This is a genomic window from Brevibacterium otitidis (assembly GCF_042429315.1).
In the GTDB taxonomy this organism is placed as follows: Bacteria; Actinomycetota; Actinomycetes; order Actinomycetales; family Brevibacteriaceae; genus Brevibacterium; species Brevibacterium otitidis.
Genome location: NZ_JBHMAU010000028.1, coordinates 13,736 through 36,846, shown reverse-complemented (window position 1 = coordinate 36,846; position 23,111 = coordinate 13,736). Strand labels below are relative to the sequence as shown.

25 protein-coding genes and 1 pseudogene are annotated in these 23,111 nt (G+C 68.4%); 15 read left to right on the top strand and 11 right to left on the bottom strand.

Annotation, left to right across the window (positions count from 1 at the left end; translation table 11 throughout):
* Positions 1-34 precede the first annotated feature (34 nt).
* Positions 35-565 carry a DUF2306 domain-containing protein gene (locus ACFFN1_RS03770; RefSeq protein WP_376838745.1) on the bottom strand — a complete coding sequence of 177 codons (531 nt, stop codon included), beginning with the start codon at positions 563-565 and terminating at the stop codon, positions 35-37.
* Between the two features lie 117 nt (positions 566-682).
* Here ACFFN1_RS03770 and ACFFN1_RS03765 point away from each other — a divergent pair, with 117 nt between their 5' ends.
* Both ACFFN1_RS03765 and ACFFN1_RS16890 read left to right on the top strand, forming a co-directional pair.
* Entirely contained in the window at positions 683-1,327 is a 645-nt protein-coding gene (locus ACFFN1_RS03765; RefSeq protein ID WP_376838743.1) for a MerR family transcriptional regulator, read from the top strand.
* 64 nt (positions 1,328-1,391) lie between these two features.
* Positions 1,392-2,642 (top strand): annotated as a pseudogene (locus tag ACFFN1_RS16890) (OmpA family protein); the annotation flags it as partial.
* 510 nt (positions 2,643-3,152) lie between these two features.
* On the opposite strand, the gene ACFFN1_RS16885 reads toward ACFFN1_RS16890, so the two are convergent.
* Positions 3,153-3,923 carry a DUF8083 family protein gene (locus ACFFN1_RS16885; RefSeq protein WP_465251182.1) on the bottom strand — a complete coding sequence of 257 codons (771 nt, stop codon included), beginning with the start codon at positions 3,921-3,923 and terminating at the stop codon, positions 3,153-3,155.
* 318 nt (positions 3,924-4,241) lie between these two features.
* Between ACFFN1_RS16885 and ACFFN1_RS03755 the strand changes: the two genes are divergently transcribed.
* A complete protein-coding gene (locus tag ACFFN1_RS03755) occupies positions 4,242-4,463 on the top strand; it encodes a DUF3073 domain-containing protein (RefSeq protein ID WP_376838739.1) in 222 nt (73 codons plus the stop codon).
* A 79-nt stretch (positions 4,464-4,542) separates the two neighbouring features.
* On the opposite strand, the gene purM is transcribed toward ACFFN1_RS03755, so the two are convergent.
* From purM to ACFFN1_RS03730, 5 genes are all read right to left on the bottom strand, one after another.
* Positions 4,543-5,700, bottom strand: coding sequence for a phosphoribosylformylglycinamidine cyclo-ligase (gene purM / locus ACFFN1_RS03750; protein WP_376838737.1), 1,158 nt, complete (start codon positions 5,698-5,700; stop codon positions 4,543-4,545).
* Positions 5,700-7,184: an amidophosphoribosyltransferase gene (gene purF, locus ACFFN1_RS03745; RefSeq protein WP_376838735.1), complete on the bottom strand. Its 1,485-nt coding sequence runs from the start codon at positions 7,182-7,184 to the stop codon at positions 5,700-5,702. Before purF ends, purM begins: the two co-directional genes overlap by 1 nt.
* Before the next feature lie 4 nt (positions 7,185-7,188).
* Positions 7,189-7,566 carry a hypothetical protein gene (locus tag ACFFN1_RS03740; protein ID WP_376838733.1) on the bottom strand — a complete coding sequence of 126 codons (378 nt, stop codon included), beginning with the start codon at positions 7,564-7,566 and terminating at the stop codon, positions 7,189-7,191.
* Positions 7,567-7,665: 99 nt separating this feature from the next.
* Positions 7,666-9,120 (bottom strand): aldehyde dehydrogenase family protein, encoded by a 1,455-nt coding sequence (locus ACFFN1_RS03735; RefSeq protein WP_376838731.1) that lies wholly within the window; start codon positions 9,118-9,120, stop codon positions 7,666-7,668.
* A gap of 103 nt (positions 9,121-9,223) precedes the next feature.
* Positions 9,224-9,694 carry an Lrp/AsnC family transcriptional regulator gene (locus ACFFN1_RS03730; RefSeq protein ID WP_376838729.1) on the bottom strand — a complete coding sequence of 157 codons (471 nt, stop codon included), beginning with the start codon at positions 9,692-9,694 and terminating at the stop codon, positions 9,224-9,226.
* 148 nt (positions 9,695-9,842) lie between these two features.
* Between ACFFN1_RS03730 and ACFFN1_RS03725 the strand changes: the two genes are divergently transcribed.
* From ACFFN1_RS03725 to ACFFN1_RS03715, 3 genes are all read left to right on the top strand, one after another.
* A complete protein-coding gene (locus tag ACFFN1_RS03725) occupies positions 9,843-11,039 on the top strand; it encodes a trans-sulfuration enzyme family protein (protein WP_376838727.1) in 1,197 nt (398 codons plus the stop codon).
* Between the two features lie 81 nt (positions 11,040-11,120).
* Positions 11,121-11,576 carry a hypothetical protein gene (locus ACFFN1_RS03720; protein WP_376838725.1) on the top strand — a complete coding sequence of 152 codons (456 nt, stop codon included), beginning with the start codon at positions 11,121-11,123 and terminating at the stop codon, positions 11,574-11,576.
* The gene (locus tag ACFFN1_RS03715) at positions 11,576-12,427 is read left to right on the top strand and encodes an HTTM domain-containing protein (RefSeq protein WP_376838724.1); all 852 of its coding nucleotides are present in this window, start codon (positions 11,576-11,578) and stop codon (positions 12,425-12,427) included. Before ACFFN1_RS03720 ends, ACFFN1_RS03715 begins: the two co-directional genes overlap by 1 nt.
* Positions 12,428-12,431: 4 nt before the next feature.
* Here ACFFN1_RS03715 and ACFFN1_RS03710 read toward each other — a convergent pair whose 3' ends face one another.
* Genes ACFFN1_RS03710 through ACFFN1_RS03700 form a run of 3 tightly spaced genes read right to left on the bottom strand, consistent with a single transcriptional unit; the run spans position 12,432 to position 15,395 of the window.
* On the bottom strand, positions 12,432-13,952 hold the full coding sequence (locus ACFFN1_RS03710; RefSeq protein ID WP_376838723.1) for a phytoene desaturase family protein: 1,521 nt from the start codon (positions 13,950-13,952) through the stop codon (positions 12,432-12,434).
* A gap of 4 nt (positions 13,953-13,956) precedes the next feature.
* Positions 13,957-14,355: a sterol carrier family protein gene (locus ACFFN1_RS03705; RefSeq protein WP_376838721.1), complete on the bottom strand. Its 399-nt coding sequence runs from the start codon at positions 14,353-14,355 to the stop codon at positions 13,957-13,959.
* Positions 14,352-15,395, bottom strand: a complete 1,044-nt coding sequence (locus ACFFN1_RS03700) for an asparaginase (RefSeq protein ID WP_376838719.1) — start codon at positions 15,393-15,395, stop codon at positions 14,352-14,354. Before ACFFN1_RS03700 ends, ACFFN1_RS03705 begins: the two co-directional genes overlap by 4 nt.
* 91 nt (positions 15,396-15,486) lie before the next feature.
* On the opposite strand from ACFFN1_RS03700, the gene purD reads away from it, so the two are divergent.
* Positions 15,487-16,776, top strand: coding sequence for a phosphoribosylamine--glycine ligase (purD, locus tag ACFFN1_RS03695; RefSeq protein WP_376838717.1), 1,290 nt, complete (start codon positions 15,487-15,489; stop codon positions 16,774-16,776).
* Between the two features lie 24 nt (positions 16,777-16,800).
* The gene (locus ACFFN1_RS03690; RefSeq protein WP_376838715.1) at positions 16,801-17,706 is read left to right on the top strand and encodes a phosphoribosylaminoimidazolesuccinocarboxamide synthase; all 906 of its coding nucleotides are present in this window, start codon (positions 16,801-16,803) and stop codon (positions 17,704-17,706) included.
* 7 nt (positions 17,707-17,713) lie between these two features.
* Here the strand turns inward: ACFFN1_RS03690 and ACFFN1_RS03685 are convergent, their stop codons facing one another.
* Positions 17,714-18,787, bottom strand: coding sequence for a hypothetical protein (locus ACFFN1_RS03685; protein WP_376838713.1), 1,074 nt, complete (start codon positions 18,785-18,787; stop codon positions 17,714-17,716).
* Positions 18,788-18,945: 158 nt separating this feature from the next.
* Between ACFFN1_RS03685 and purS the strand changes: the two genes are divergently transcribed.
* From purS to ACFFN1_RS03650, 7 genes are all read left to right on the top strand, one after another.
* Positions 18,946-19,233, top strand: coding sequence for a phosphoribosylformylglycinamidine synthase subunit PurS (gene purS / locus ACFFN1_RS03680; protein ID WP_376838828.1), 288 nt, complete (start codon positions 18,946-18,948; stop codon positions 19,231-19,233).
* Between the two features lie 35 nt (positions 19,234-19,268).
* The gene (gene purQ / locus ACFFN1_RS03675; protein WP_376838826.1) at positions 19,269-20,009 is read left to right on the top strand and encodes a phosphoribosylformylglycinamidine synthase subunit PurQ; all 741 of its coding nucleotides are present in this window, start codon (positions 19,269-19,271) and stop codon (positions 20,007-20,009) included.
* 17 nt (positions 20,010-20,026) lie between these two features.
* Positions 20,027-21,025: a DUF6882 domain-containing protein gene (locus ACFFN1_RS03670; RefSeq protein WP_376838711.1), complete on the top strand. Its 999-nt coding sequence runs from the start codon at positions 20,027-20,029 to the stop codon at positions 21,023-21,025.
* Positions 21,026-21,209: 184 nt separating this feature from the next.
* Positions 21,210-21,884, top strand: coding sequence for a hypothetical protein (locus tag ACFFN1_RS03665; protein ID WP_376838710.1), 675 nt, complete (start codon positions 21,210-21,212; stop codon positions 21,882-21,884).
* Between the two features lie 520 nt (positions 21,885-22,404).
* Complete coding sequence (locus ACFFN1_RS03660) at positions 22,405-22,557, top strand: hypothetical protein (protein ID WP_376838708.1); 153 nt, start codon at positions 22,405-22,407, stop codon at positions 22,555-22,557.
* Positions 22,554-22,781 carry a hypothetical protein gene (locus ACFFN1_RS03655; protein ID WP_376838706.1) on the top strand — a complete coding sequence of 76 codons (228 nt, stop codon included), beginning with the start codon at positions 22,554-22,556 and terminating at the stop codon, positions 22,779-22,781. The genes ACFFN1_RS03660 and ACFFN1_RS03655 overlap by 4 nt, the downstream gene beginning before the upstream one ends.
* A complete protein-coding gene (locus ACFFN1_RS03650; protein ID WP_376838704.1) occupies positions 22,778-23,107 on the top strand; it encodes an immunity protein Imm33 domain-containing protein in 330 nt (109 codons plus the stop codon). The genes ACFFN1_RS03655 and ACFFN1_RS03650 overlap by 4 nt, the downstream gene beginning before the upstream one ends.
* The last annotated feature ends 4 nt before the right edge of the window (positions 23,108-23,111 follow it).

Sequence of the window (23,111 nt, the reverse complement as noted above, 5' to 3'; positions counted from 1 at the left end):
ACCCGGGCGCCGACCGACTCAGGCACCGGCCGACTCAGGTGCCCGCCTCGGGCGCGGCTTCGCTGCCTGCCACCGGGACTCCGGCAGACGCGGACGGTGCCCGGCGCTGGCACCCGAGGCGAGCCCTGAGCACGGCGACCCACGCAGCTGCGATGAGCGCGAGGGCTGCGGCGAAGGCGGCGAGCGCCACCGGGTTCGTCACCGCCGTCGTCCAGATGAGACGGGTGGGCACGAAGGCCGCGAAGCCGAAGGCGATGAGGGTGCCGACATAGGAGCCGACCATATTGCCGATGTGCCCGCGCTTATTGCCGCGCGTGATCATCCAGACCCCGAGGGTGACGGTGACCGTCGTGAACACCGACAGCCCGTGGAGGAAGGTGAAGCCGTCCTCGAGCCCGAAGAAGAAGCTGGAGCCGCAGGTGAGGTACATGAGCCCCACCCAGGTGCGCCCGAGCATCCGATGCAGGGCGTCGCGGCGGGGTCGGAAGATGTTGATGGGTCCGATGAGGAGGACGAGGAACGCTGCACTGGCATGGACGATAACGGCAAGCGGGATGGTCTCCATACTCGGTAAGATAGTGACGCTGTCTAACAGCGGCAACGTAGATAGCAGCACCCCGGTTCAGTATCCGACAGTCCCAGCTCGCGACGACCTCAGCTCGCGGAACGGAAGGAGAGCACGGTGAAGCTCAGCGCGCTGGCAGAGGCCACCGGCACCTCGACGGCCTCGATCAAGTACTATCTGCGCGCCGGCCTCCTGCCGCCTGGGGCCAAGCGGAACCAGACGACCGCGGTCTACGACGACACCCACGTCGAGCGCCTGGAGCTCATCAGCGCGCTCCGGCAGCTCGTCGGCCTCTCGATCGAGCAGATCCGCACGCTCACCGATGTCATCGACGATCCGCAGGCAGGCATGCTCGATGTCATGGAGACCGCCCAGCTGCTCGCCGGCGGGCTGCCGCCGCTGGGCACCGCGGCGCAGGCTGCCGCGGATGAGCGCACAGCGGCCGCCGAGGCGAAGGTCACCGCGGTGATCGAGGCCCAGGGCTGGCCGGACACACCCAGCGCTGCCCGGGCAGCGGCCACCTCGGTGGTAGCGGAGCTGACGGAGCTGGGGCTCAAGGTCGGCGATGAGTACCTGCAGCTCATCGCGCGCGCCGTCGACATGATCTCCGATTCCGATATCGAGATCTCCGGTTCGCGGGACCGGGTCGCAATGCACGTGGCGGTCGGCACCCACCGATACTCACGCCTCGTGCTCGCGCTGCTGCAGCTCGGCCAGACCTCGCACAGCATCGCGCGGTCCGGCGAGCAGCCAGGCCGGTGAGCAGCCGGGCAGGTGAAGACACAGCCCGGTGACGCAGAATTCATGTGCTGGTGAGCGGAGCGTCATGTGCTCGTGGACGGACAGTCGCCGCAGATCAGTGCCGCACACGCTACACCCCCATGCCATGATCCCCACCATGCACTCGCCTGTGCCCCACCACCTCCCGGTCCGCCGCACATCACCTCGCCGTCTCCTCGCCGCCCTGTGCGTCACCGGTCTGGCACTGAGCGGCTGCTCTTTCGGCAAGGACGACGTCGAAACCTCACCGAAGTCCCCCGGCGACGACAGCGCTGCGAGCTCCGAAGCCGCTGACGCACCGCCGGCGATCGTCGAGGACGAGGGCTTCTACCGCGCCAACACCCTGCCGGAGCCGATCGTCGAGGTGCCGAGCCCCGAGGGCATGTCCCGGGCCCGGCTCGGGGTGCTGTCCCTGGACTCCGACGGCACGAACGCCCGCATGGTGCTCGCCTGGCTGCCGCCGACGGACGGCCCGGTCGCCCAGCCGGATGAGCTCGTCGCCGAAGCCCAGTCGAACAATTCTCGTCCGTGGGTGCGGCTGGTCGATCTGGACAAGCGCACGCTGACCGAACCGCTCCAGCTCGACTCCCCCGGCGCCAGCTTCCAGGGAAACGAACCGGTCGCCAGTCAGCTCGAAGAGGCCGAGGCGAACCCCCAGCGCAAGGGCGCGGCCATCTCCTCCTATGCCGGCGGATCGTCGATCGAGGCCGGCGAGCCTGATGCCACCGATCTCATCTACATCGACTTCCCTGCTCCGGAGTCGGAGCAGGTCACAGTGCTCGCCGGCGATTCGACCGCCCCGCTCACCGATGTGCCGGTCAGCTCCCAGCAGCCCTTCGACGCTGCCGGCGAGCTGGCGCAGTTCCGCTACGTCGCTGCCCGCGACGGCAAAGAGCTCCCAGGCGACTACGGAGCCGGCGCCACCCGCATGCGTTCGGTGCCGCTGGAGCTGAGCACGGAATCGGTCACCGGCGCCTCGGTCGACGACAAGGGCGAGCAGAAGTCGCTGACGCTCAAAGCCGATGTGCTCTTCGCCCTCGATGCCGACACCCTCGATGCGAAGGCCGATGGGGTCATCAGCTCCGCTGCCGATGAGCTCAAGCGCTCGGCGAAGGGCCGGACGGTCACCATCGAGGGCCACACCGACGACCAGGGCGAGGACGACTACAACCAGTCGCTGTCTGAGCGCCGCGCCGAGGCGGTCAGGAAGGCCATCGAACCCAAGCTCGACGGCGCCGACATCACACTGGAGACGAAGCGCTTCGGCGAGTCCCAGCCGAAGGTGCCCAACGCCGGTGCCGATGGGCAGCCGATCGAGAAGAACCGCGCAATCAACCGCCGCGTCTCGTTCGCCTACGCCCCGGCCGCGGACGTGAATCCGAACGTCGACGCCGGTGAGAAGCTCGCCGACATCCCGGAGATGAAGCCGGCCGACGGGGCCTCCAGCGGCAGCGCGCCCAGCGGCGACGCCTCCGACAGCGCCTCGGGCAGCCCCGACGCTTCCGGCGGGCAGGCGCCGATCGCCTCGGGCATCCTCGCCCCGCCGGAGGGCAACCCGGGACCGGAGCTGCAGATCGACGTGAACTCGCTCTCCGAGGTCGGCGACTACTACGTGCTCGACTACAGCTTCCGCACCGCTGACGGCTCCGACGACGAGCAGGCACTCGCCGGCGACCCGACGAAGCCCGAGGCGCTGCACTTCGGCGAGAACGCCCAGACGACCCTGCGCTCATCTGCCACGAGCGCGATCCGCCTGACACGGCAGAAGCCATCGGAGCTGCCGAGCGATCAGCCCCCTCTCAAGCACTCAGCTGCTGCGTGCGTAGAGGCCGAGCATCTCCCACTGGCGGGTGTAGCGGTTGAAGGCGCGGATCGCACCCTCGGCATCGTCGGTGTCGAGGCAGTCGATCCAGTCGGTGACGTGTTCGGCGCCGGTGTCCGGCCACAGCACCTCGCTCATGCCGCCGAGGTCGAGTTCGAGCATCGCGTTCATATCGAAGTCGTCGAGCCAGTCACCGAAGGCCTCGGTCGATTCGACGACGCTGCGCAGCCGCGACTTCTCGTTCATCACCTCATGGGCCCATTCGACGCGGGCAGCGGCGGTGATGATCGGGGTGTGGATGCGGATCCGGAAGCTGCCGTAGGGAGCATCAGTGCTGATGACGCGGTCGTGGTTCGGGTCGATCGCCAGCCACCACACCGGGGAGACGTCCCAGGCGGCGGTGCGGGTGAAGACGCGGGTGTCCGGGTCGTCCTGCATCCACTCGACCCGCTGGCTGGCGGCCCGACGGCGCGCGGCCTTGGGCACGAGCATGTCGAGCTCCGCGCGCGGATGGGCTTCCATGAGAGTGTCGAGGGCGTGCCAGCAGCGGATGTCGTCCTGCACCGGGCAGACCCGGTCGAAGCTGTCGCCGGTCTCAGCGCCGATGAGGAAGATCGGGGTGCCGCGGTAGGAATCGGCGACGGGGTCCGGCGGCAGACTGATGAGCCGCTCATCAGCGTCAGCGGCGACGAGGCCGTCGATGACATCCCGGTTGGCGCTGACAGGGTAGTCGCTGAACTCCTTGTGCACCGCCATCGGCTCGAAGACCCGCAGCTCAATGGCATAGCTCCGCTCATAACCCATGATCTTACTCTAACCTCTGCTCCATCCTCTGCACTCGGGGTCTGCACCAGCCTCTGCACCGGAATCGCTGCCGCAGCTGCGGCGGCTTTTCTGGACTCATTCGCCTTTTACCCGGTCCTGTCTCATAATGGTGTCCAGACTTCTCCCGCCCAGTTCGGACGACATGACACCTCTGAGACGGCGGGGTAGGATTCGAGACACAGACAACCACGACATCTCGGGGCCGCTGGCCGGCAGTCCCGGGCCTGACCATGGAGGGGGTCGACGCCTGTGGGTCGCGGCCGCGCTAAGGCGAAGCAGATCAAGGTTGCCCGTAAGCTGAAGTACTACAGCCCGGAGACGGATCTGAGTGCACTGCAGCGAGAGCTCGGGGGCGCGTCGACTTCTGAAGACTCCGACGACTACGCAGACGACGGACTCTACGACGATCCCGACTACTCCGACTACGCCGATAAGTACGCCGACGATGAGGACGGCGACGACGGCCGCTGAGCATCGGATCAGCTGACGCAGCACTGACACAGGGCCCTGCCGCACCGGCGGGGCCCTGTTCCGTTCCCGAGGCGCCGGCTCAGTCGAGCAGGATCGCCGCTCCCCCATCGACGCCCTTGGCGCCCTGGACGTAGTACGGATCGGCGGCGAGCGCACCGTCATCTGCGGTGACCTCGCCGAGCAGCCAGGAGCCGGGCAGGGCGGCGAGCACCGCCTCGGCGGCGGCCGGGTCGACGGCCAGGACCATGCCGACGCCGAGGTTCCACGTGCGTTCGCGGTCGGCCTGCGGGACCTGGCCGAGGTCGCCGAGGACGGTGAACACCGGCGGGATCTCCCAGCTTGAGCGGTGCATGCGCGCCAAGGTGCCGGGTGGGATGACGCGGGCGACATTGGCCGACAGGCCGCCGCCGGTGACGTGCGACATGGCGTGCACGGCGCCGGGGCGGGCGTCGAGGACGGCGGCGAGGTCGCCGGTGTAGACGCGGGTGGGGGTGAGGATCTCCTCGCCGAGGGCGCGGGAGAACTCCGGCACCTCACGCTCGAGCGCCCAGCCGGCATCGGCGATGATGCGGCGGACGAGGGAGTAGCCGTTGGAGTGCAGGCCGGAGGCCGGCAGGCCGATGAGCACATCGCCGGTGTTGACGCGTTCGGGGCCGAGCAGGTCATCGGCTTCGACGGCACCGGTGGCGGCACCGGCGACATCGTATTCGTCGACGCCGAGCAGGCCGGGGTGTTCGGCGGTCTCACCGCCGACGAGGGCCACACCGGCTGAGGCGCAGGCTTCGGCGATGCCGCGGACGATATCGGCGATGCGCTCGGGCACGACCTTGCCGCAGGCGATGTAGTCGGTCATGAACAGCGGGCGGGCGCCGCAGACGATGATGTCGTCGACGACCATGCCGACGAGGTCGTAGCCGATGGTGTCGTGGATGTCGAGGGCCTGGGCAATGGCGACCTTGGTGCCGACGCCGTCGGTGGAGGTGGCGAGATAGGGCTTGCGGAAGTCCTTGAGCCAGGAGACGTCGAAGAGTCCGGCGAAGCCGCCGAAGCCCCCGACGACATGCGCATTGTGGGTTTGGGCGACGGCGGACTTCATGAGCTCGACCGCCCGGTCACCTGCTTCGACATCGACGCCGGCAGCGGCGTAGGTCGTCTGACCGGCAGCGTCCTGGTCGGCAGCGTCCTGGTCGGCAGCCTTCTGGCTGGCGGGGGTGTGGCTGGTGGCGTCCGGGATCATCAGCATCCTCTTTCAGCAGCCGCGGTGGCGGGCACGGTGATGGGGTAGTTGCCGGAGAAGCAGGCGGTGCACAGTTCGGATTCGCGCTGCTGGGTGGCGGCGATCATGCCGTCGAGTGAGATATAGCCGAGCGAATCGGCTCCGAGCGACTGGCAGATCTCATTGGTCGTCAGCCCGTTGGCGATGAGCTCGGCGCGGGTGGCGAAGTCGATGCCGTAGAAGCACGGCCATTTGACCGGCGGGGAGGAGATGCGGATGTGGATCTCCTTCGCGCCGGCTTCACGCAGCATCCGCACGAGCGCCCGCTGGGTGTTGCCGCGCACGATCGAGTCGTCGACGACGACGAGCCGGCGGCCGGCGATGTTCTCCTTGAGCGGGTTGAGCTTGAGCCGGATGCCCAGCTGCCGCAGGGTCTGCGAGGGCTGGATGAAGGTGCGGCCGACATAGGCGTTCTTCATCAGCCCCTGCCCGAACGGGATCCCGGATTCCTCGGCATAGCCGACGGCGGCCGGGGTGCCCGATTCGGGTGTGGCGATGACGAGGTCGGCGTCGACGGGGTATTCGCGGGCGAGCTGGCGGCCCATCTCGGTGCGGGCGGCGTGCACGGTCTTGCCGTGCAGGACGCTGTCGGGCCGGGCGAGGTAGACGTACTCGAAGACGCAGCGCGCCTGCTCGGTCTCGGCCCACGTATAGGAGCGCAGCCCGTCCTCGTCGATGGCGATGAGCTCACCGGGCTCGATCTCGCGGACGAAGGAGGCGCCGACGATGTCGAGCGCGGCGGTCTCGCTGGCGACGACCCAGCCGCGTTCGAGGCGGCCGAGCGCCAGCGGGCGCACGCCGTGACGGTCGCGGGCGGCGTAGAGGGTGTGCTCGTCCATGAACACGAGCGAGAAGGCTCCGTCCAGGCGCGGCATGAGCTCCCGGGCAGCGCTCGTGAGATCCGGCTCCGCGGTGGAGGCGAGCAGCTCGGTCACGAGCGAGGTGTCATTGGAGGAGTCGCGCATCGGGCGGGTGCGGGCCGTCTTCTGGGTGGCGGCCTTGACGGTCTCGTCCCGGGCCGAGGCATTGGCGTCGGCCATCTCCTGCAGATCGGCGAAGTTCGTCAGATTGCCGTTGTGGGCCAGGGCGACGGTGCCGAAGGGGGTGGGCCCGAGCGTCGGCTGGGCGTTCTCCCATGAGGACACTCCGGTCGTCGAATAGCGGGTGTGACCGACGGCGATGTGGCCGGGCAGGGTGTCGAGGTCGCTTTCGTCGAAGACCTGGGAGACGAGCCCCATATCGCGGTAGATGAGGATCTGCTTGCCGTTGCTGGCGGCGATGCCGGCCGATTCCTGCCCGCGGTGCTGCAGGGCGTAGAGCCCGAAGTAGGTGAGTTTGGCGACTTCTTCACCGGGAGCCCAGACCCCGAAGACCCCGCATTCGTCCTGCGGGCCGCGGTCGCGGAAGTCGAAATCGTCGCTGGAGGATGCGTTCACGCGTGTCACGGCGTCATTCTCTCACATCCGGCTCGCCCGGCCCCTCCGGCGCCTCCGGCACGGAGCCCTCCGGCGCCTCGGGCGCGGACGGCTCCTCCGCTTCCTCCGGCTCCGCGGCAGCCGGCACAGTGTAGGTGCGGGCGCGCTTGAGGCTGATGCGGTCGAGGATGAGCGCCACCGCCGCGCCGAGGAAGCCGCCGACGGTGCCGCAGAAGATCATGAGCATCCACGTCGCCGAGGCCTGGGTCACCTCGGTCTCGACACCGGACATGTCGACGGGCAGGAAGGACAGGATGCCGCCGACGATCATGCCGAGGATGACGCCGAGGGTGATGAACGCCGAGTACTTGGGGCTGCGGCGGACCGAGACGTCGATCGTGTCGTCGTTCATGGGCTCCTTTGGTTGCCGTGGCTGCAGGCGACGCGCCTACCGGTGTGCGCCCCACAGTCTAGTTCACCCGGCTGGGCGCCGCCGCCGGCCCCGGCACGCTCAGAGCTTCACGACGACGGTCTTCGTCTGGGTGTACTCGTCGAAGGCCTCGATCGACTTCTCGCGCCCGTAGCCGGACTTCTTGAATCCGCCGAATGGCAGCTCGACTCCTCCGCCGGCGCCGTAGGTGTTGACGAACACCTGGCCGGCTTCGATCTCGGCGGCCATCCGGTGGGCGCGCGAGAGGTTCTGCGTCCACACGGCGGAGACGAGGCCGTAGTCGGTGCCGTTGGCGTCGGCGATCGCCTCCTCATCGGTCTCGAAGGTCCGCGAGACGACGACGGGCCCGAACACCTCCTCCTGCCAGATCTCCGAGTCGGCAGCGACATCGGCGACGATCGTCGGGGAGAAGAACGCGCCCGTGGCGCCGCCCTCCGTGCCCGAGGTGCCGACCGCCTTGGGTGCGGCGCCGCCGGTGATGATCTCACCGGAGTCCAGGCGGTCGAGGAATCCGGAGACCCGCTCGAACTGCTTCTGGGACACGAGCGGGCCGAGCATCGGATCCTTCAGGCCCGGCCCGATCGTCACCTCGCGCATGGCCCGGCTCATCTTCTCCAGCACCTCGTCGCGGACGCCGGTGTGGACGAGCAGCCGAGAGCCGGCCGAGCAGGTCTGGCCGGCGTTCTGGATGATCGAGCGGACGAGCGAGGGCACGGCGGCGTCGATATCGGCATCGGCGAAGACGATATTGGCGGATTTGCCGCCGAGTTCGAGCACCGTCGGGATGACCCGGTCAGCGGCGGCATGGGCGATGATCGAGCCGGTGCCGGTCGAGCCGACGAAGCCCAGATGGGCGATGCCCGGATGCTGAGCGAGCGCGGCGCCGGCTTCGCTGCCGAGGCCGGTGACGACGTTGAATGCGCCGGTGGGGAAGCCGGCCTGGTCGATGAGCTCGGCCAGCCGCAGGGTCGAGCGCGGGGTCTCATCGGCCGGCTTGGCGACTGCGCAGTTGCCGGTGGCCAGCGAGGTGGCCGCGGCCCGGCCGACGAGCTGCAGCGGATAGTTCCAGGCGACGATGTGGCCCGTGACGCCGTAGGGTTCGCGGCGGGTGTAGACGTGCATGCCCTCGCCGAGCGGGATCGTCTGCCCGTAGTAGGACTCGATGGTGTGGCCGTAGAACTCGAAGTAGCGGGCGCAGACATCGACATCGGCAAAGGCCTGGCTCAGCGGTTTGCCGGTGTCCTGGCTCTCCAGGCGGGCGAGGTTCTCACGGTCTGCGCGGATGAGAGCGGCAGTGGCGACGAGCAGCCGGGAGCGCTCCTCCGGGGAGGTGCGGCGCCAGCTGCGCTGGGCCTTGACGGCGGCGGTGACCGCCTGATCGACTTCGTCTGAGCTGCCGCGGGCCACCTGCCCGATCGAGGTGTTCGTGGCCGGATCGATGTTGTCGTACGTCGTGAGTGAGGGGACGTGCCGCCCTCCGATAAAGGAGGTGATCTGTGCAGTGTGTGAAGCCATGATCCGAGCCTACGACCCCTCCCCCGCCCTGTCAGCGCAGCCGACCGGATCGCGGACATCGCCCCACCTGTGGCTCGCCGCCGGTCCCGAGGCGTCAGTCCGGTTAGAGCGCCGTCGTCCAGCCGGTGCCCGGCAGGTTCTCGAAGACGAGGTTCGTCTGGGTGCGGGTGATGGCCGGGTGGCTGGCGAGGTTGTCGACGACGAAGTCGCGCAGCGCATCGGCATCGGTGGCGACGACGTGGATGATGAAGTCGTCGCTTCCGGCCATGTGGAAGACCGAGAGCACGCCCGGCCAGGTGGGGGCATCGCGGCGCAGCGCGGCGATGGCGGTGCGGTCGAGGTGGCCGATCTGGCACGAGACCATCGCCTCCAAGGGCAGGCCGATGCGGTCCTTGTCGACGGTGATGCCGAACTTCTCGATCACCCCGGTGGACACGAGCCGGCGGATGCGCAGCGCAACCGTCGATTCGGCCACCCGCAGCTGGCGGGCCAGCGCCCGGCCGGAGGCGCGGGCGTCGGCGTCGAGCAGGCGCAGCAGCTGCCGATCGATCGCGTCGAGTTCGACATCGGCCATGGGCACTCCCCCTTCCGCATCGCAGTGTCTGCGGCGGACTGCGATCCGATGTCCATTGTGCCGCAGTTCCTGCAGGATCATCCGCCCATCATGCAATTATCTGCAGCGGATGCGCAGGTTCACGCCGAAGAGGAGTTGAATGCAGGCTATGAGCCACATCACGCCCGGCGACTCCGCCGCCCACGACACCCACCCTGACACCCTGGCCGTGCACGGCATGGCCGCGCGTGCCATCAGCGAGGGCACTCACGTTCCGACGATCGATCTGTCGACGACCTACCCGCTGCCCGAGGTGGAGTCCGGCGGGGATTCCTATGAGCTGCTCGCCGGGGGCGGCCGCGCCAAGGATGGGGCGACCTCGCTGGTCTACCAGCGGCTGTGGTCGCCGAACGCCTCGGACTTCGAAGAGGGCCTGGCCGCACTCGAAGGCACCGAGTCAGCCGTCAGCTTCGCCACCGGGATGGCGGCGATCTGCGCGGTGCTCCAGCAGCGGGTGGCTGCCGGCAAGCCGCACATCGTGGCGATCCGCCCACTCTACGGCGGCACCGACCATGTGCTGGCCACCGGGTTCCTCGGCACTCGCGTCACGTGGGCGACCCCCGACACTGTGACTGAGTCGATCGAGGCCGACACCGGTCTCGTCGTCATGGAGACCCCGGCGAATCCGACGCTCGAACTCGTCGACATCGCAGCCGTTGTCGCGGCAGCCGGTGAGGTGCCGGTCATGGTCGATAACACCTTCGCCACTCCGGTCCTCCAGCAGCCGCTGGCGCACGGGGCTGCGTATTCGGTGCACTCGGCGACGAAGTACCTCGGCGGCCATGGTGACGCGATGGGCGGCATCGTCGCCTGCTCCGAGGAGCGGGCCCGCGAGCTGCGCGGCGTGCGCGCCCTCACCGGTGCGCTGCTGCATCCGATGGGCTCCTATATGCTCGCCCGCGGTCTGCGCACCCTGCCGGTCCGCATGCGCCAGCAGCAGGAGAATGCCCAGGCTGTCGCCGAGGCGCTCAACGGCCACGAGGCGATCGCCCGGGTGTTCTTCCCTGGCCTCGACCGCCAGGACCCGGCCGGGCTCATCGGCTCGCAGATGTCCGGCCCCGGCGCGATGCTCGCCCTCGACATGGCCGGCGGCTACCAGGCCGCGGCGGCATTCGCCGAGCGCACCCGCCTGGCTGTGCACGCGGTCTCACTCGGCGGCGTCGACACTCTCATCCAGCATCCGGCCTCGCTCACCCACCGCCCGGTCGCCCCTGACGCCCGCCCGGCCGCCGGTGTCGTGCGCGTCTCGATCGGACTGGAGGATCCGCGCGACATCATCGCCGATTTCTCCCAGGCGCTCAGCTGAGGGACAACTTCCGGAAACATCTCAGCGACCGCGCCTGTTTCGGCGCGGCCGCTGCGCATGTCGGCGGTAGAATGACAGTTTATGAAGACCGGTTCTCCCCTCGGTCCATGGGCGATCGGCTGGCGCATCGCCGCACCTGCAGCTGCACTTGCGGTGCTGACGACCGGCCAGTTCCTCATGACCAACGACTATTTTCCCCTCGGCTCGCTGTCGCAGTACTCGACCGCCCGTGACCTCGACGGGCAGGTGAAGACCGCCTACGTGCTGGCCCGGTTCCCCGGCAGCGACCGCGGCGTCAAGCTCAGCCTCAACCTCAACAACGTCGGCATCGAACGCGGAGATGTCGAATCCCAGCTCGGCAACATCATCGACGACCCGTCGATGCTGCAGACGATCGCCGACGGCTACGCCCGCCTCCACCCGGGTGAGCCGCAGCCGACCCATCTGACGCTGTGCCGGTCGATCAAGCAGCTGAAGAACGGCGTCGAGACCGGCGAGGAGCAGAAGGTCGTGCTTGCCGAATGGCAGGTGCAGTGATGAATCGCTTCACCGACTGGCTGCTGCCCGCCGTCCCGGCTGCGCGCCTGGCGGTCTTCCGCGCCATCATCTACATATTCGTGCTCATCGACGTCTTCGCCATGTCCAACGACGTCGTCAACCACGGCTACAAGCCCGACTTCTACCAGCCGACGCTGCTGCCGCGGCTGCTGCACCTGCCGCCGGTGTCCGTCTGGGGTGCGCACACCCTGCAGGTGCTGCTCATCGTCTTCTGCGTCCTCGGCGCGATCGGCATCGCCCAGCGCATCACCACCATCGGCGTGGCCGTGTGCTTCTGGCTGTGGATGATGTACTCGCAGGGCTACGGCTATGTCGCCCACGACCATATGGCGCTCATGTTCGCCGTGCTCCTCATCCCCACCGCCGGCGTCATCGCCTTCTCCGACTTCGAGCCCGACCGGCGCGCCGGCTGGGTGCTGCGGATCGTGCAGATCTGCGTCGTGCTCACCTACTTCTATTCGGTGCTCATGAAGTGGATCGCCTCTGGCTCACTCATCCGCTGGGCCAACGGCGCGGTGTTCGTGTGGGCGATCATGCGCCGCGGATCGGTCTTCATCCGCTGGACGCTCGAATACCCCGGCCTGCTCATCGTCGCCCAGTGGTCGCTGCTCATCGTCGAGGTCCTCACCCCGATCGCCCTGTTCGTCAAGGGCCGGATCCTCTACGCGATCGTCATCTTCTTCTGCCTCTTCCACCTCGCGACCTACCTGTCGCTGGGCATCCACTTCCTGCCGACGGTCGTGTGCTGGGCGGCGTTCCTGCCGCTCGAGCGTCTGATCCCGGCCTACCGCCGGCGCACCGCGCCCGAGGCGGAGGTCGCCTCAGCCTGAGAGCTCACCTGCCGGGTGCGAGACTCGGCACCGGCAGCCCGAAGACCTGCTTCAGGGCACGCTGGGCTGCGAACCAGCCGTTCATGCCGTGCACGCCCGGGCCCGGCGGGGTGGCCGCCGAGCACAGGTAGACGCCCGGGATGCCGAGCAAGTACGGATCCCACGTCAGTCTGGGCCTGGCGACCATTCGGTACAGCGACACGGTGCCTGCGGCGATGTCGCCGCCTGCGTAGTTCTCGTTGTGCTCTGACATCTCGGCGGCCGGCACGCAGGCGGAGTCGACGATGACATCGCGGAATCCGGGGGCGAACCGCTCGATCTGGGCGGTGATGTGCTCGGTGACATCGACCGGGCAACTGGCCGGCACATGCGCGTACGTCCACAGCGGCCGCAGACCGGCGACCTCCCGGCTGGGATCGGCGACCGTCGGGTCGGAGACGAGCACGACGGGACGCTCCGGCAGCCGGCCGGAGGTGACCTCCGCCTCGGCGGCGGCCATCTGCTCCCTCGTCCCACCCAAGTGCAGGGTGCCCGCAGCTGCCAACTCAGCATCGCGCCACGGGACCGGCCCGGAGAGCACGAAGTCGACCTTCGCCGCGGCGTCCCCGTGCCCGAAGCGTGTGAGCCCCGCCCGGACCGAAGCCGGCAGGCTGGCGTCCCAGATGCGGGCGGCGGTGCCGGCGGAGGTGTCGAGCAGGTAGGTGCGGGCCGGCGGCAGGTCGGCGGCGGTGTCGATGTGCACTCCCGTCCTGACCTTCCCGCCGTGGGCTTCCAAGTCGGCGGCGAGCGCATCGGTGATGGCCTGAGAGCCGCCGACCGGGATCGGCCAGCCGGCGCCGTGGGCGAGTGTCGCCAGCAGCATCGCTGCGGCCGCGGTCGCCGGTGAGGGCAGCGCGCCGATCGCATGGGAGGCGACACCGGCGAGCAGGGCGCGGGCGGGTTCGGTGCGCAGCGGCAGGTTCCAGGCCGGGGTCCCCTGCTGGAACAGCCGGGCCATGAACCCGGCTGATCTGGCCAGTGCTGCCGGGCTGCGCAGGGCGGCCGGCAGGGACCGCTTATCACCGAGTGAGAACCACACGATCTCCTCGATGTGCTCAGCGAAAGGTTCGAAGAACCGCTTCCACGCCGGGCCGTCAGCGCCAAGGCCCGCGGCGGTCCTATCGAGGTCGCGCCAGGCGAGCGCGGCCGGCTCATCATCGAGCGGCTGGGCGTAGGAGATCTCCGGCACCGCCAGCTCAACACCACGAGAAGCGAGGTCGAAGTCGAGGAGGAACGGGCTCGCGAGCGCCATCGGGTGGACGGCCGAGCAGATGTCGTGGAGCAGTGATGAGGCGCCGGGCCGGTCGGCAGCGAGCCCGAGGTTGAGCGTGCGCGCTCCCCCGCCGATGCTCGGCTGCGCTTCGAGCACTTCGACGGCCAGCCCTGCGCGGGCGAGGGTGACGGCGGCGGCCAGTCCATTGGGTCCGGAGCCGACGATGACGGCATCGAGTGCCGGGCTCCGCCGCGCAGTCGGTGACTGGTTCATGAGCTCAGCTGCCGGCGAGTTCAGCGGGAGTGAACAGCGGCAGCTGCTGGCTCAGATCGGCCCGGGTGCCCGACGCGATGGCGGGGTCGGCGGTGCGTGCGTCGGTGAAGCTCAGCTCGCCGATCGCCAATTTGAGCCATGTCTCGGGGTCGGTTTCGACGACATTGGGCGGGGTGCCGCGGGTGTGCTTGGGCCCGGCGATGCACTGGGTGACCCCGAAAGGCGGGATGCGCACTTCGACGGTGCCGCCCTCATGCCGGGCGGCGAGCTCTTCGAGGGTGTAGCGCACGGCCATCGCCAGGGTGCCCCGTTCGACGGCGTCGGCGCCGGTACGGCGGGCCTGCTCCCAACGGGCCAGTGCGGCCCGGCCCTCGGTCTGGTCGATTCTGCGGCGGATGCTCATGACTGTTCCCTCCCGTGCATCGCATCGTACAGGCCCGACCCGGCGCGCACCTGCCCGACGACGGCTGGGGCACCGTATTCGTCGATTCCGCCGGTGATCTGCGGGGCCAGATCGCTGATGACCGGCAGCGCGGCCTCAGCGTCGATCGCCCCGGCATGGGCGAGCAGCTCCAGGGCGACCATCGAGGTGATCCGGTTCGATCCGTCGAGGCATTTGACTGCGACCGCCCAGCCGTCGCGGGTGCCCATGACCATGACGCCTTCAGCACCGAACTTCGCGAGCACCCCGAGGCGTTCGATCGCCACCGCATTCGGCCGGCCGTGGCCGTCGATCGCCCAGGGATGCTCGAGCACCGCCTCGGTCAGCAGCCGGGCCGGTTCGCTCGCACCGGCAGCGATCTGCCCGATGCCCCGGGCCAGGCGGGTCAGCGGCATCGCATGTACCGGCGCCCCGCAGCCGTCGGTGCCGAGGAAATCGGAGGGCGCTCCGCAGTACTGTTCGACCGCCTCGGCGACGGCCTGCTGGACCGGGCTGTCCGGTGCGAGATAGGCGGCCGGGTCCCAGCCGTTGCGGACGCAGGCTGCGAGGAAGGCGGCGTGCTTGCCGGAGCAGTTGAAGAAGACCCGCGAGCTCTGCCGGCCCTCCGCGCGGGTGAGATAGCGGAAGTCGGGATCGGCCGGCGCGACCGCAGGACACTGCAGCGCGGTCTCATCGAGACCGGCATCGGCGAGCATCGCCTCGACGACCCTGACATGCTCGGCTTCTGAGCGGTGGGAGGCGGTGGCGAGCACCGCGGCTTCCCCGGCGAGCGGGACACCGGCGTCCATCATCGCCACCGCCTGCACCGGCTTGAGGCACGAGCGGGTGAGCACCGGCGCCTCGGGCGTGCCGACGGAGGCATAGACGGCGCCATCCGGGTCGAGGACGACAGCGGAGCCGATATGGCGGGATTCGATGAACCCGCTGCGTTCGATGACGGCGAGCTCAGCCGCCTGCGCAGCGGTCATGGTGGCGGTTGCGGGGGCGGCGGATGCACTCATGCCTCCACTCTAAGCCTGTGCGCGCTCCCCCGGTGTCCTGTGTCCAGGACAGTCCGCCTGCTGAGCCGGTCCGCATACTAAGCTAGTGAGCATGAAGGTTCTCGTGCTGGGCTCAGGGGCCCGCGAACATGCCATCGTCGCCGGTCTGATCCGCGATCCGCAGGTCGACGCTGTCGTCGCCGCCCCGGGGAATCCGGGCATCGCGCTCATGTGCGACACCCGCCCGGTCGAGGCCGCCGACCCGGCCGCCGTCACCGCACTCGCCGCGGAGGTCGACGCCGATCTCATCGTCATCGGGCCCGAGGCGCCGCTCGTCGCCGGTGTCGCCGATGCGCTGCGCGAGGCCTCCTTTCCGGTCTTCGGTCCCAGCGGCGAGGCCGCCGTGCTGGAGGGGTCGAAGGCCTTCGCCAAGGAGATCATGGCCGCTGCCGGCGTGCCCACCGCCGAGGCGGTCGCGGCCACGAGCGTCGACGAGGCCGCCGTTGCCCTCGACCGGTTCGGCGCCCCGCACGTCGTCAAGGCCGACGGGCTGGCCGCCGGCAAGGGCGTCGTCGTCACCGACGACCGCGAGGCCGCACTCGCCCACGCCCGCTCGTGCCTGTCGGTCGCCGACCGGGTCGTCATCGAGGACCACCTCGACGGCCCCGAAGTCTCCCTCTTCGTCCTCTGCGACGGCGCCACCGCCGTCCCACTCGAACCGGCCCAGGACTTCAAGCGCATCGGCGACGGGGACACCGGCCCGAACACCGGCGGAATGGGCGCCTACTCCCCGCTGCCCTGGGCCCCACCCGGCCTCGTCGACGAGATCGTCACGACCGTCGCCCAGCCGGTCGTCGACGAGATGGCCCGCCGCGGCACCCCGTTCTCCGGGCTGCTGTACTGCGGGCTGGCGCTCACCGCCAAGGGACTGAGGGTCGTGGAGTTCAATGTGCGCTTCGGCGACCCGGAGACCCAGTCGGTCCTCGCCCGCCTGGAGACCCCGCTCAGCACCGCGCTCATGGCCGCAGCCACCGGCACTCTCGCCGAGCTGCCGCCGCTGGAATGGACCTCGGACGCCTCGGTCACCGTCGTCATGGCCGCCGCCGGCTACCCCGAGGCGCCGGTCACCGGCTCCCCGATCACCGGGCTGACCGAGGCAGTCGCCCAGGACGGGGTGATGGTCCTGCACGCCGGGACGACCGCCTCGGGCGCGGGAGACCAGCTGGCCACCAGCGGCGGGCGCGTGCTCTCCGTCGTCGCCAACGCACCGACACTCGCCGAGGCCCGCGAACGCGCCTACGCCGCGACCGCGCTCATCAGCTGGGAGGGTGAACAGCACCGGTCCGACATCGCCGCCGCGGCGGCCGCCGGCCAGATCACGATTCCGTCCACCACCGACTAGCACCACCGACTGAGGAGGTCCGCCATGAGCACCGACGCACCGCAGAGCCTGCCGGGCTGGCAGCACGTGTACTCCGGCAAGGTCCGCGACATGTACGTGCCCGCAGACGGCCCGGCCGAACTGGCTGGCGCCGAGCGCGTGCTGCTCGTGGCCAGCGACCGGATCTCCGCCTACGACTTCGTCCTCGACACCCCGATCCCGGACAAGGGCGCGGTGCTCACCGGGCTGAGCCTGTGGTGGTTCGACCAGCTCGCCGAGGTGATCGGCAACCATGTCATCTCCACGAACGTTCCCGAGGCGGTGGCCGGGCGGGCGCTCGTGTGCCGGCCTCTGGACATGTTCCCGGTCGAATGCGTCGCCCGCGGGTACCTCACCGGTTCGGGCCTGAAGGACTATAAGCGCACCGGTGCGGTGTGCGGGGTCGCGCTGCCCGCTGGCCTGCGCGAGGCCGACAAGCTGACACCGGCGATCTTCACGCCGGCCACCAAGGCCGAGCTCGGCGATCACGACGAGAACATCAGCTTCGAGAAGACCGTCGAGCTGCTCGGTGAGGAGGATGCCGAGCTGCTGCGCGATGTCACCCTGCGCATCTACACCCGGGCTGAGGAGATCGCCCGGGAGCGCGGCATCATCCTCGCCGATACGAAGTTCGAGTTCGGCCGGGATGCCGACGGCCGGGTGCTGCTCGCCGATGAGGTGCTGACCCCGGACTCCTCCCGGTTCTGGGATGCTGAAAGCTATGCACCGGGCCAGGTGCAGGCCAGCTTCGACAAGCAGTTCGTCCGCGACTGGCTCACCGGCCCGGACTCCGGCTGGGACAAGGACTCCGGCCAGGCCCCGCCGGCCCTGCCCGCCGAGATCGTCGCCAAGACCCGGCAGCGCTACATCGACGCCTTCGAACGCATCACCGGCGAGACCTTCCCCGGCTGAGCCCGGTTCACTCCCCGGCCGGATCGACCTCCGGGGTGCGCATCCACTCACGCTGCCCGTGGGTGAGCCGGCGCAGATCCGTATCCGAGTCGAAGCTCGCACCGATCGCACCGGCGAACAGCCCGAGCGCGGCGGAGAGCCACGCGAGCTCGACGTAGTCGTTCCACTCCGTCTCATCACCGAGCACATCGGCCATGAATTGGGCGTCGATGACGATGAGCGAGGACAGCAGAATGACGACGAAGAGGATGAGGTAGACCAGCGCCACCCCGACGAGCAGCGTCACCACCGTCGAGAAGTTGTACAGCACCGTCACCGCGGCCAGGGATTCGCGTTTGGGCTTGTCCCACAGCCGGTGGCCGAAGATGAGCCAGGTCGCCACGAGCGTGATCGACAGCAGCCCGATGAGGATGAGCCGGGCGGTCGGCAGATAGTCGGCCATCTGCCAGATCGAGGTGTAGAAGATGCCGAAGGCGCCGGCGGCCGCGGCGGCGGCGAGCGCACTCGAGAGCTTCGGCACCGCCTTCCACGGCTCATTGGCCATGATCATGCCCATCGCCATGCGCGGCCCGCCGGTGAACGTGTGGGCGTGCAGCAGATGCTCGCGGTCCTCCTGGTCGTAGGTCCACGACGACCACCGGAATCCCGAGGAGGGCCGCTCGTGCGGGTCCCCGTCGATCATGTGCATGACCGCGGCCGTCATCGTCGTCACGAGCCGTTCGGATCTGGCCCACGCCCCGAAGGTCGGCAGTGAGATGACGGCGATCGACGGGCCGGTGAACACCTCGGCGATGAGCGGATGGCCGCGGGTGTGGCGCGGGATCTCGGTGAGGAACACTGTGGCGTGGGCCGGTTCGGTGAGCTCAGCGAGCTCCTCGGCGGATTCCATATCGAGTTCGAACTCCGGGGTCAGGAGCAGGGTTGCGCTGCGAACCTCGACGCTGACGTCTTGCTCGAGCTCGATGGCCAGGCGCTCGGCGAGCTCGTCCTTGGCGGCTTCGGCCCGCTTGGTCGGGGTGCCGGGATCGGCGATGAGCACGACCCGGTCGAATGTCGCCGGCAGCTGTGGTGCGGCAGACATGGCCACCTGCCCTTCCGGCCGCGTCGTCAGCGGCAGAGACTGCGCGATTCGCGGTCACGCTACCAGAGGCTGCCCGGGCTGTGGGCGCTGTTAGGATTGAGACTGCTCACGGTCGGCTGCCGGTCAGCCGCGCACATCGCATAAGGGAGAACGTGGACATGGCACGTGTCGTCGTCGAGGTCATGCCGAAGCCGGAGATCCTCGATCCGCAGGGCAAGGCGATCAGCTCAGGGCTGCGCCGGCTGGGATTCGACGGGTTCACCGACGTCCGGCAGGGCAAGCGCTTCGAGCTCACCGTTGACGGTGAGGCCACCGATGAGGTGCTGGCCGATGTCCGCGATGCCGCGGAGAAGCTGCTGTCGAACCCCGTCATCGAGAACGTCGTCGCCGTGCGCGTCGAGGATGCCGGTGTCGACGCTGCCGGTGCCGAGGCAGGTGCCCGGTGACCGACCGCAGCGCCTACACTGCCGGCGGCCCCCTCATCGGCGCGCCCGCCTCGACGGCTGCGGCCCCGGGCGCTGCGGGCGCCCGGATCGGCGTCGTCACCTTCCCCGGCACCCTCGATGACCGGGATGCCGCGCGCGCGGTCACCCTGGCCGGCGCCGAGGCGGTGCACCTGTGGCATGCCGATGAATCCCTGGACGGCGTGGATGCGGTGATCCTGCCCGGCGGGTTCTCCTACGGCGACTATCTGCGCTGCGGTGCGATCGCCCGCTTCGCCCCGATCATGGACTCCGTCATCGCCGCCGCGAAGGACGGCATGCCCGTCCTCGGCATCTGCAACGGCTTCCAGCTGCTGTGCGAAGCCCACCTGCTGCCCGGCGCGCTCGTGCGCAACGACTCCCAGCAGTTCGTCTGCCGTGACCAGAAGCTGCGCATCGAGAACGCCCGCACCGCGTGGACGAGCGACTTCGCCGACGGTCAGGAGATCGTCATCCCACTCAAGAACGGCGAAGGCGGCTATATCGCCGATGACGCCGCGCTCGACATGCTCGAAGGCGAGGGCCGGGTCGTGGCCCGCTATCTGGAGGTCAACCCGAACGGCTCCCGCCGCGACATCGCCGGCATCACCGATGCCACCGGCCGGATCGTCGGCCTCATGCCCCACCCCGAGCACGCCGTCGAAGCCGGGTACGGTCCCGACACGACTGAGGGCATGCGCACCGGACTCGACGGACAGGGCTTCTTCATCTCGGTCATCTCCGCACTCGTCAGCGCCTGAGCGCTAGAGTTGGGACTATGACTGACACGCTGCAGGACCTCGTCAATCGGGCCGTCTTCCTGTCCTCTGAGATGCAGGCCGCCTTCGGCCGCCGGATCGCCGGTGCCGACTGGGAGGTCGACTTCGGCGCCGAACCGCCGACGCTGCGTTTCACCGGCGAGCAGAGCCTCGACGTGCGCGCCCACATGCTCGGCAGCGAGTCCCAGCAGACCCAGACCTGGCATTGGGGCTGGGACAACATCAACGGCTTCCCCGCCCCGGTCGTCGACCTCTCCCACACCGTCCGCAGGCACGGCGCGGCTCATGAGCTCACGGAGTTCACCACCGAGGAGATTGACCTCTCCGATGAGCTGGCCCTGCGCCTGACGCTTGCCGCCAAGACGATCACCGGCACGTGGGCGCACTACCCGGTCGATGCCGGCGGCGGTTCGGTCGTGTGGCTGCTCGTCGAGCACCCCGAACTGACCCTCGGCGAACCGGAGATCCGCGACCTCGTCCGCTCCCTGGCCCAGGGCCTGACCGAGACCGAGGTGACCGATCACCGGGGCGCACTCATCGCCTACTCCCAGCAGCGCGGGTTCCCGCTGGCCGAGCTGGAGGGCACCGGCCTGCGCCTGCTCGCCGCCGACGGCAGCGCCGATGTCACCTTCGATGAGCAGAACCGCATCACCAACTGCTCCCTGCACCAGCCGCTGCAGGGCGAGGCCGCCGAGCAGTTCGCCGGCCACGGCTCCACACCTGCGACCACGCCCGCCCCGGCGGCCGAGGAACCGGCCCCGGAACCCGTTCCCGAGGCGGTGGAGCCCGAGCCTGCCCCGGCACCTGCCGAACCGGTCGCCGAGCCCACGCCCGCACCGGAACCGGAGCCGGCCCCCGAGCCCGCACCGGGGCCCGTCGCTCCGGCCCCGGCAGCCGAGGAGCCGGCCCCCGAGCCTGTGCCGGAGCCTGTGCCGGAGCCGGAGAAGAAGGAGAAGCCGAAGAAGAAGGGCTTCTTCAAGAGGCTCTTCGGCGGCTGACGGGCTAATATTGAACGAACATCGTACTGCAATAGTCCCATATTCATGAGCATAACCTGAATGAACAGTCTTAGAAATCTAGAAAATGGCACCTGACACCTATCAACTGTGGCGCTGAACTCGCGGCGGTGTAAGAATGGTCACACCAATCGCGGCAGGAGCCCAAATACGATAGGAAGATGAAATGCATATCAAGAAGATTCAAACGGGCGCAATCTTCACGACCGCTGCTCTGGTTGCTTCACTGATGAGCACTTTGCCAGCTCACGCAGATACAAAGGAGAATCAGCACGCTGATGTGAGCACGGCCGGTCAGACCGTTTCGGCATCTGGAGCGAGCAACAATTCGAAAGTCACGTCTGCCGAAGGCTTGAACGACAAGCTCATTCAGAAATATGATCCATACGTCACTCAGAATAAGCAAGGCGCTTACGCCCTCAATCTCCCCAAAGGAAAGACATTTCCTCAATCAGAGGTACAGCTGGTAGAAAAGGCGATCGAGAAGACGAACTCCGAACTCAAAAAGATCTCGTCATCTGCAGAAGCTAAACAGACCGAGGGCGGCAACTTCATCGTTCAGAAATCGCATGGAGGCTTCAAAGCCCATTGGTGGGGATTCGAGGTGTGGCTCGACAACTACGCAGTAGGACAGACACAAAAGATTCTCGCCGCAGGTGCTGGGGTCAGTGGTCTGACCGCGGCGATCATGTCGTGGACCGGTGTAGGCGGCGCCGTTGCTGGAGTGATTGCAGGAGCGTTCGCCGCAGCCGGTGGAATCGCCGGGCTCTGCAACTGGTCCAACAAAGGAATCTCCATTAAGAAGCCACACATCGGCCCTACCATCTGCTGGCCGCGGTAACGGACGATTCATCCGCTCCCACTGAAATGGGCCCAACCGTTGAAGGACGGCGAACATGAAAATCGGATACCCACTGTCCATAGCCCTGTCAGTCCTCGGTCTCGCGGTGCTGTTCGGTGACGGCTTCGGACTCATCGACCACTCATTTGAAGCTGCCCTAGGACTGATAGTGCTCTCCTTGATGATCACCTTCTGGCAGCGTTCACGTGATCGGCGTGGTCCAGAGCGGCACCATCGCCCAGGAGATCAGACAGCATGACGCCAGTAGCGCCACCATCGCGAGCAGCCTGAGGTCCACCGGGCCGACCGCGATGGTGGCGCTACCGCGAGTGCGTGAATCTTTGCCCAATGACCCAAGAACCTTGGCCGCGCTCACTACGCTTGCCGTCATCATCCCGGCATCTGTGAGGACACTGTTCCCATTCCAGCTACATCCCAAGAGACGGTCGCCTCCAGTTGTGCTGCACGATCGGACGATGACAAGGTGAATACCTAGCCCCACCCTTGAGAGGTGACACTCATGAGACATCTGGCATACCTGGCCGCCGTCGTCCTGGCAGTCGCCGGTCTCATCGTGCTGCTGACCGGCGGATCTGCTGCGATCGCCCTGGGGCTCATCATCATTTCGATGATGATCACCCTCTGGCCGCGGGAAATGGACCGACGACGATGACCTGGCTTCGGAACGCCAGCCCCGGCACGCTCATGACCTTGGGTCTGCTCGTCATGGTCGGGATGCTGCTCGTCCGCGAATTCGTTCCCTCGGGCCCCGTCACCTGGGTCGCGCTGGCCGGCGGGGTCCTCGCGCTGGCCTTCATCATCCCCGCCTACATCCGTGCGCTGCTCAGCCGCCGACCTGACCGTGAGGATTCCCCGAACCCTGAGGAACCACGATGACCGACTTCATCCCCAACGCCGGGGCCTGTCTCGTCACGACGAACGCCTACACCGGACGCGGCCCGATCTGCTGGGCGCATCGGGAGACCTCGAAGGACCCGGCCGACAACGGCTGGCGGATCCTCAGCGAGATCGACGAATCGGACTACCTGTCGGATCCGGCGAACTGGACGATCGCCGACTTCAACGAGCTGTGCACGATCGAACCGGCTCTCATCGAGATCTGGGACCTGCCGGTCGGCACCGAGCTGTGCCTCGACGTGGCCGCCGACGGCAGCCGACAGTGGATCGACGAGGAGACCGGCGCCCCGATCAGCCGCAGCTGACTGC

Bases quoted from the DNA above. Each gene is read 5' to 3' on its own strand.
- ACFFN1_RS03770 (WP_376838745.1), bottom strand. From the start codon at position 565: ATGGAGACCATCCCGCTTGCCGTTATCGTCCATGCCAGTGCAGCGTTC.
- ACFFN1_RS16885 (WP_465251182.1), bottom strand. From the start codon at position 3,923: ATGGCGGTGCACAAGGAGTTCAGCGACTACCCTGTCAGCGCCAACCGG.
- purM (WP_376838737.1), bottom strand. From the start codon at position 5,700: ATGATCCCGGACGCCACCAGCCACACCCCCGCCAGCCAGAAGGCTGCC.
- ACFFN1_RS03740 (WP_376838733.1), bottom strand. From the start codon at position 7,566: ATGAACGACGACACGATCGACGTCTCGGTCCGCCGCAGCCCCAAGTAC.
- ACFFN1_RS03735 (WP_376838731.1), bottom strand. From the start codon at position 9,120: ATGGCTTCACACACTGCACAGATCACCTCCTTTATCGGAGGGCGGCAC.
- ACFFN1_RS03730 (WP_376838729.1), bottom strand. From the start codon at position 9,694: ATGGCCGATGTCGAACTCGACGCGATCGATCGGCAGCTGCTGCGCCTG.
- ACFFN1_RS03725 (WP_376838727.1), top strand. From the start codon at position 9,843: ATGAGCCACATCACGCCCGGCGACTCCGCCGCCCACGACACCCACCCT.
- ACFFN1_RS03720 (WP_376838725.1), top strand. From the start codon at position 11,121: ATGAAGACCGGTTCTCCCCTCGGTCCATGGGCGATCGGCTGGCGCATC.
- ACFFN1_RS03715 (WP_376838724.1), top strand. From the start codon at position 11,576: ATGAATCGCTTCACCGACTGGCTGCTGCCCGCCGTCCCGGCTGCGCGC.
- ACFFN1_RS03710 (WP_376838723.1), bottom strand. From the start codon at position 13,952: ATGAACCAGTCACCGACTGCGCGGCGGAGCCCGGCACTCGATGCCGTC.
- ACFFN1_RS03705 (WP_376838721.1), bottom strand. From the start codon at position 14,355: ATGAGCATCCGCCGCAGAATCGACCAGACCGAGGGCCGGGCCGCACTG.
- ACFFN1_RS03700 (WP_376838719.1), bottom strand. From the start codon at position 15,395: ATGAGTGCATCCGCCGCCCCCGCAACCGCCACCATGACCGCTGCGCAG.
- purD (WP_376838717.1), top strand. From the start codon at position 15,487: ATGAAGGTTCTCGTGCTGGGCTCAGGGGCCCGCGAACATGCCATCGTC.
- ACFFN1_RS03690 (WP_376838715.1), top strand. From the start codon at position 16,801: ATGAGCACCGACGCACCGCAGAGCCTGCCGGGCTGGCAGCACGTGTAC.
- ACFFN1_RS03685 (WP_376838713.1), bottom strand. From the start codon at position 18,787: ATGTCTGCCGCACCACAGCTGCCGGCGACATTCGACCGGGTCGTGCTC.
- purS (WP_376838828.1), top strand. From the start codon at position 18,946: ATGGCACGTGTCGTCGTCGAGGTCATGCCGAAGCCGGAGATCCTCGAT.
- ACFFN1_RS03670 (WP_376838711.1), top strand. From the start codon at position 20,027: ATGACTGACACGCTGCAGGACCTCGTCAATCGGGCCGTCTTCCTGTCC.
- ACFFN1_RS03665 (WP_376838710.1), top strand. From the start codon at position 21,210: ATGCATATCAAGAAGATTCAAACGGGCGCAATCTTCACGACCGCTGCT.
- ACFFN1_RS03660 (WP_376838708.1), top strand. From the start codon at position 22,405: ATGAGACATCTGGCATACCTGGCCGCCGTCGTCCTGGCAGTCGCCGGT.
- ACFFN1_RS03655 (WP_376838706.1), top strand. From the start codon at position 22,554: ATGACCTGGCTTCGGAACGCCAGCCCCGGCACGCTCATGACCTTGGGT.
- ACFFN1_RS03650 (WP_376838704.1), top strand. From the start codon at position 22,778: ATGACCGACTTCATCCCCAACGCCGGGGCCTGTCTCGTCACGACGAAC.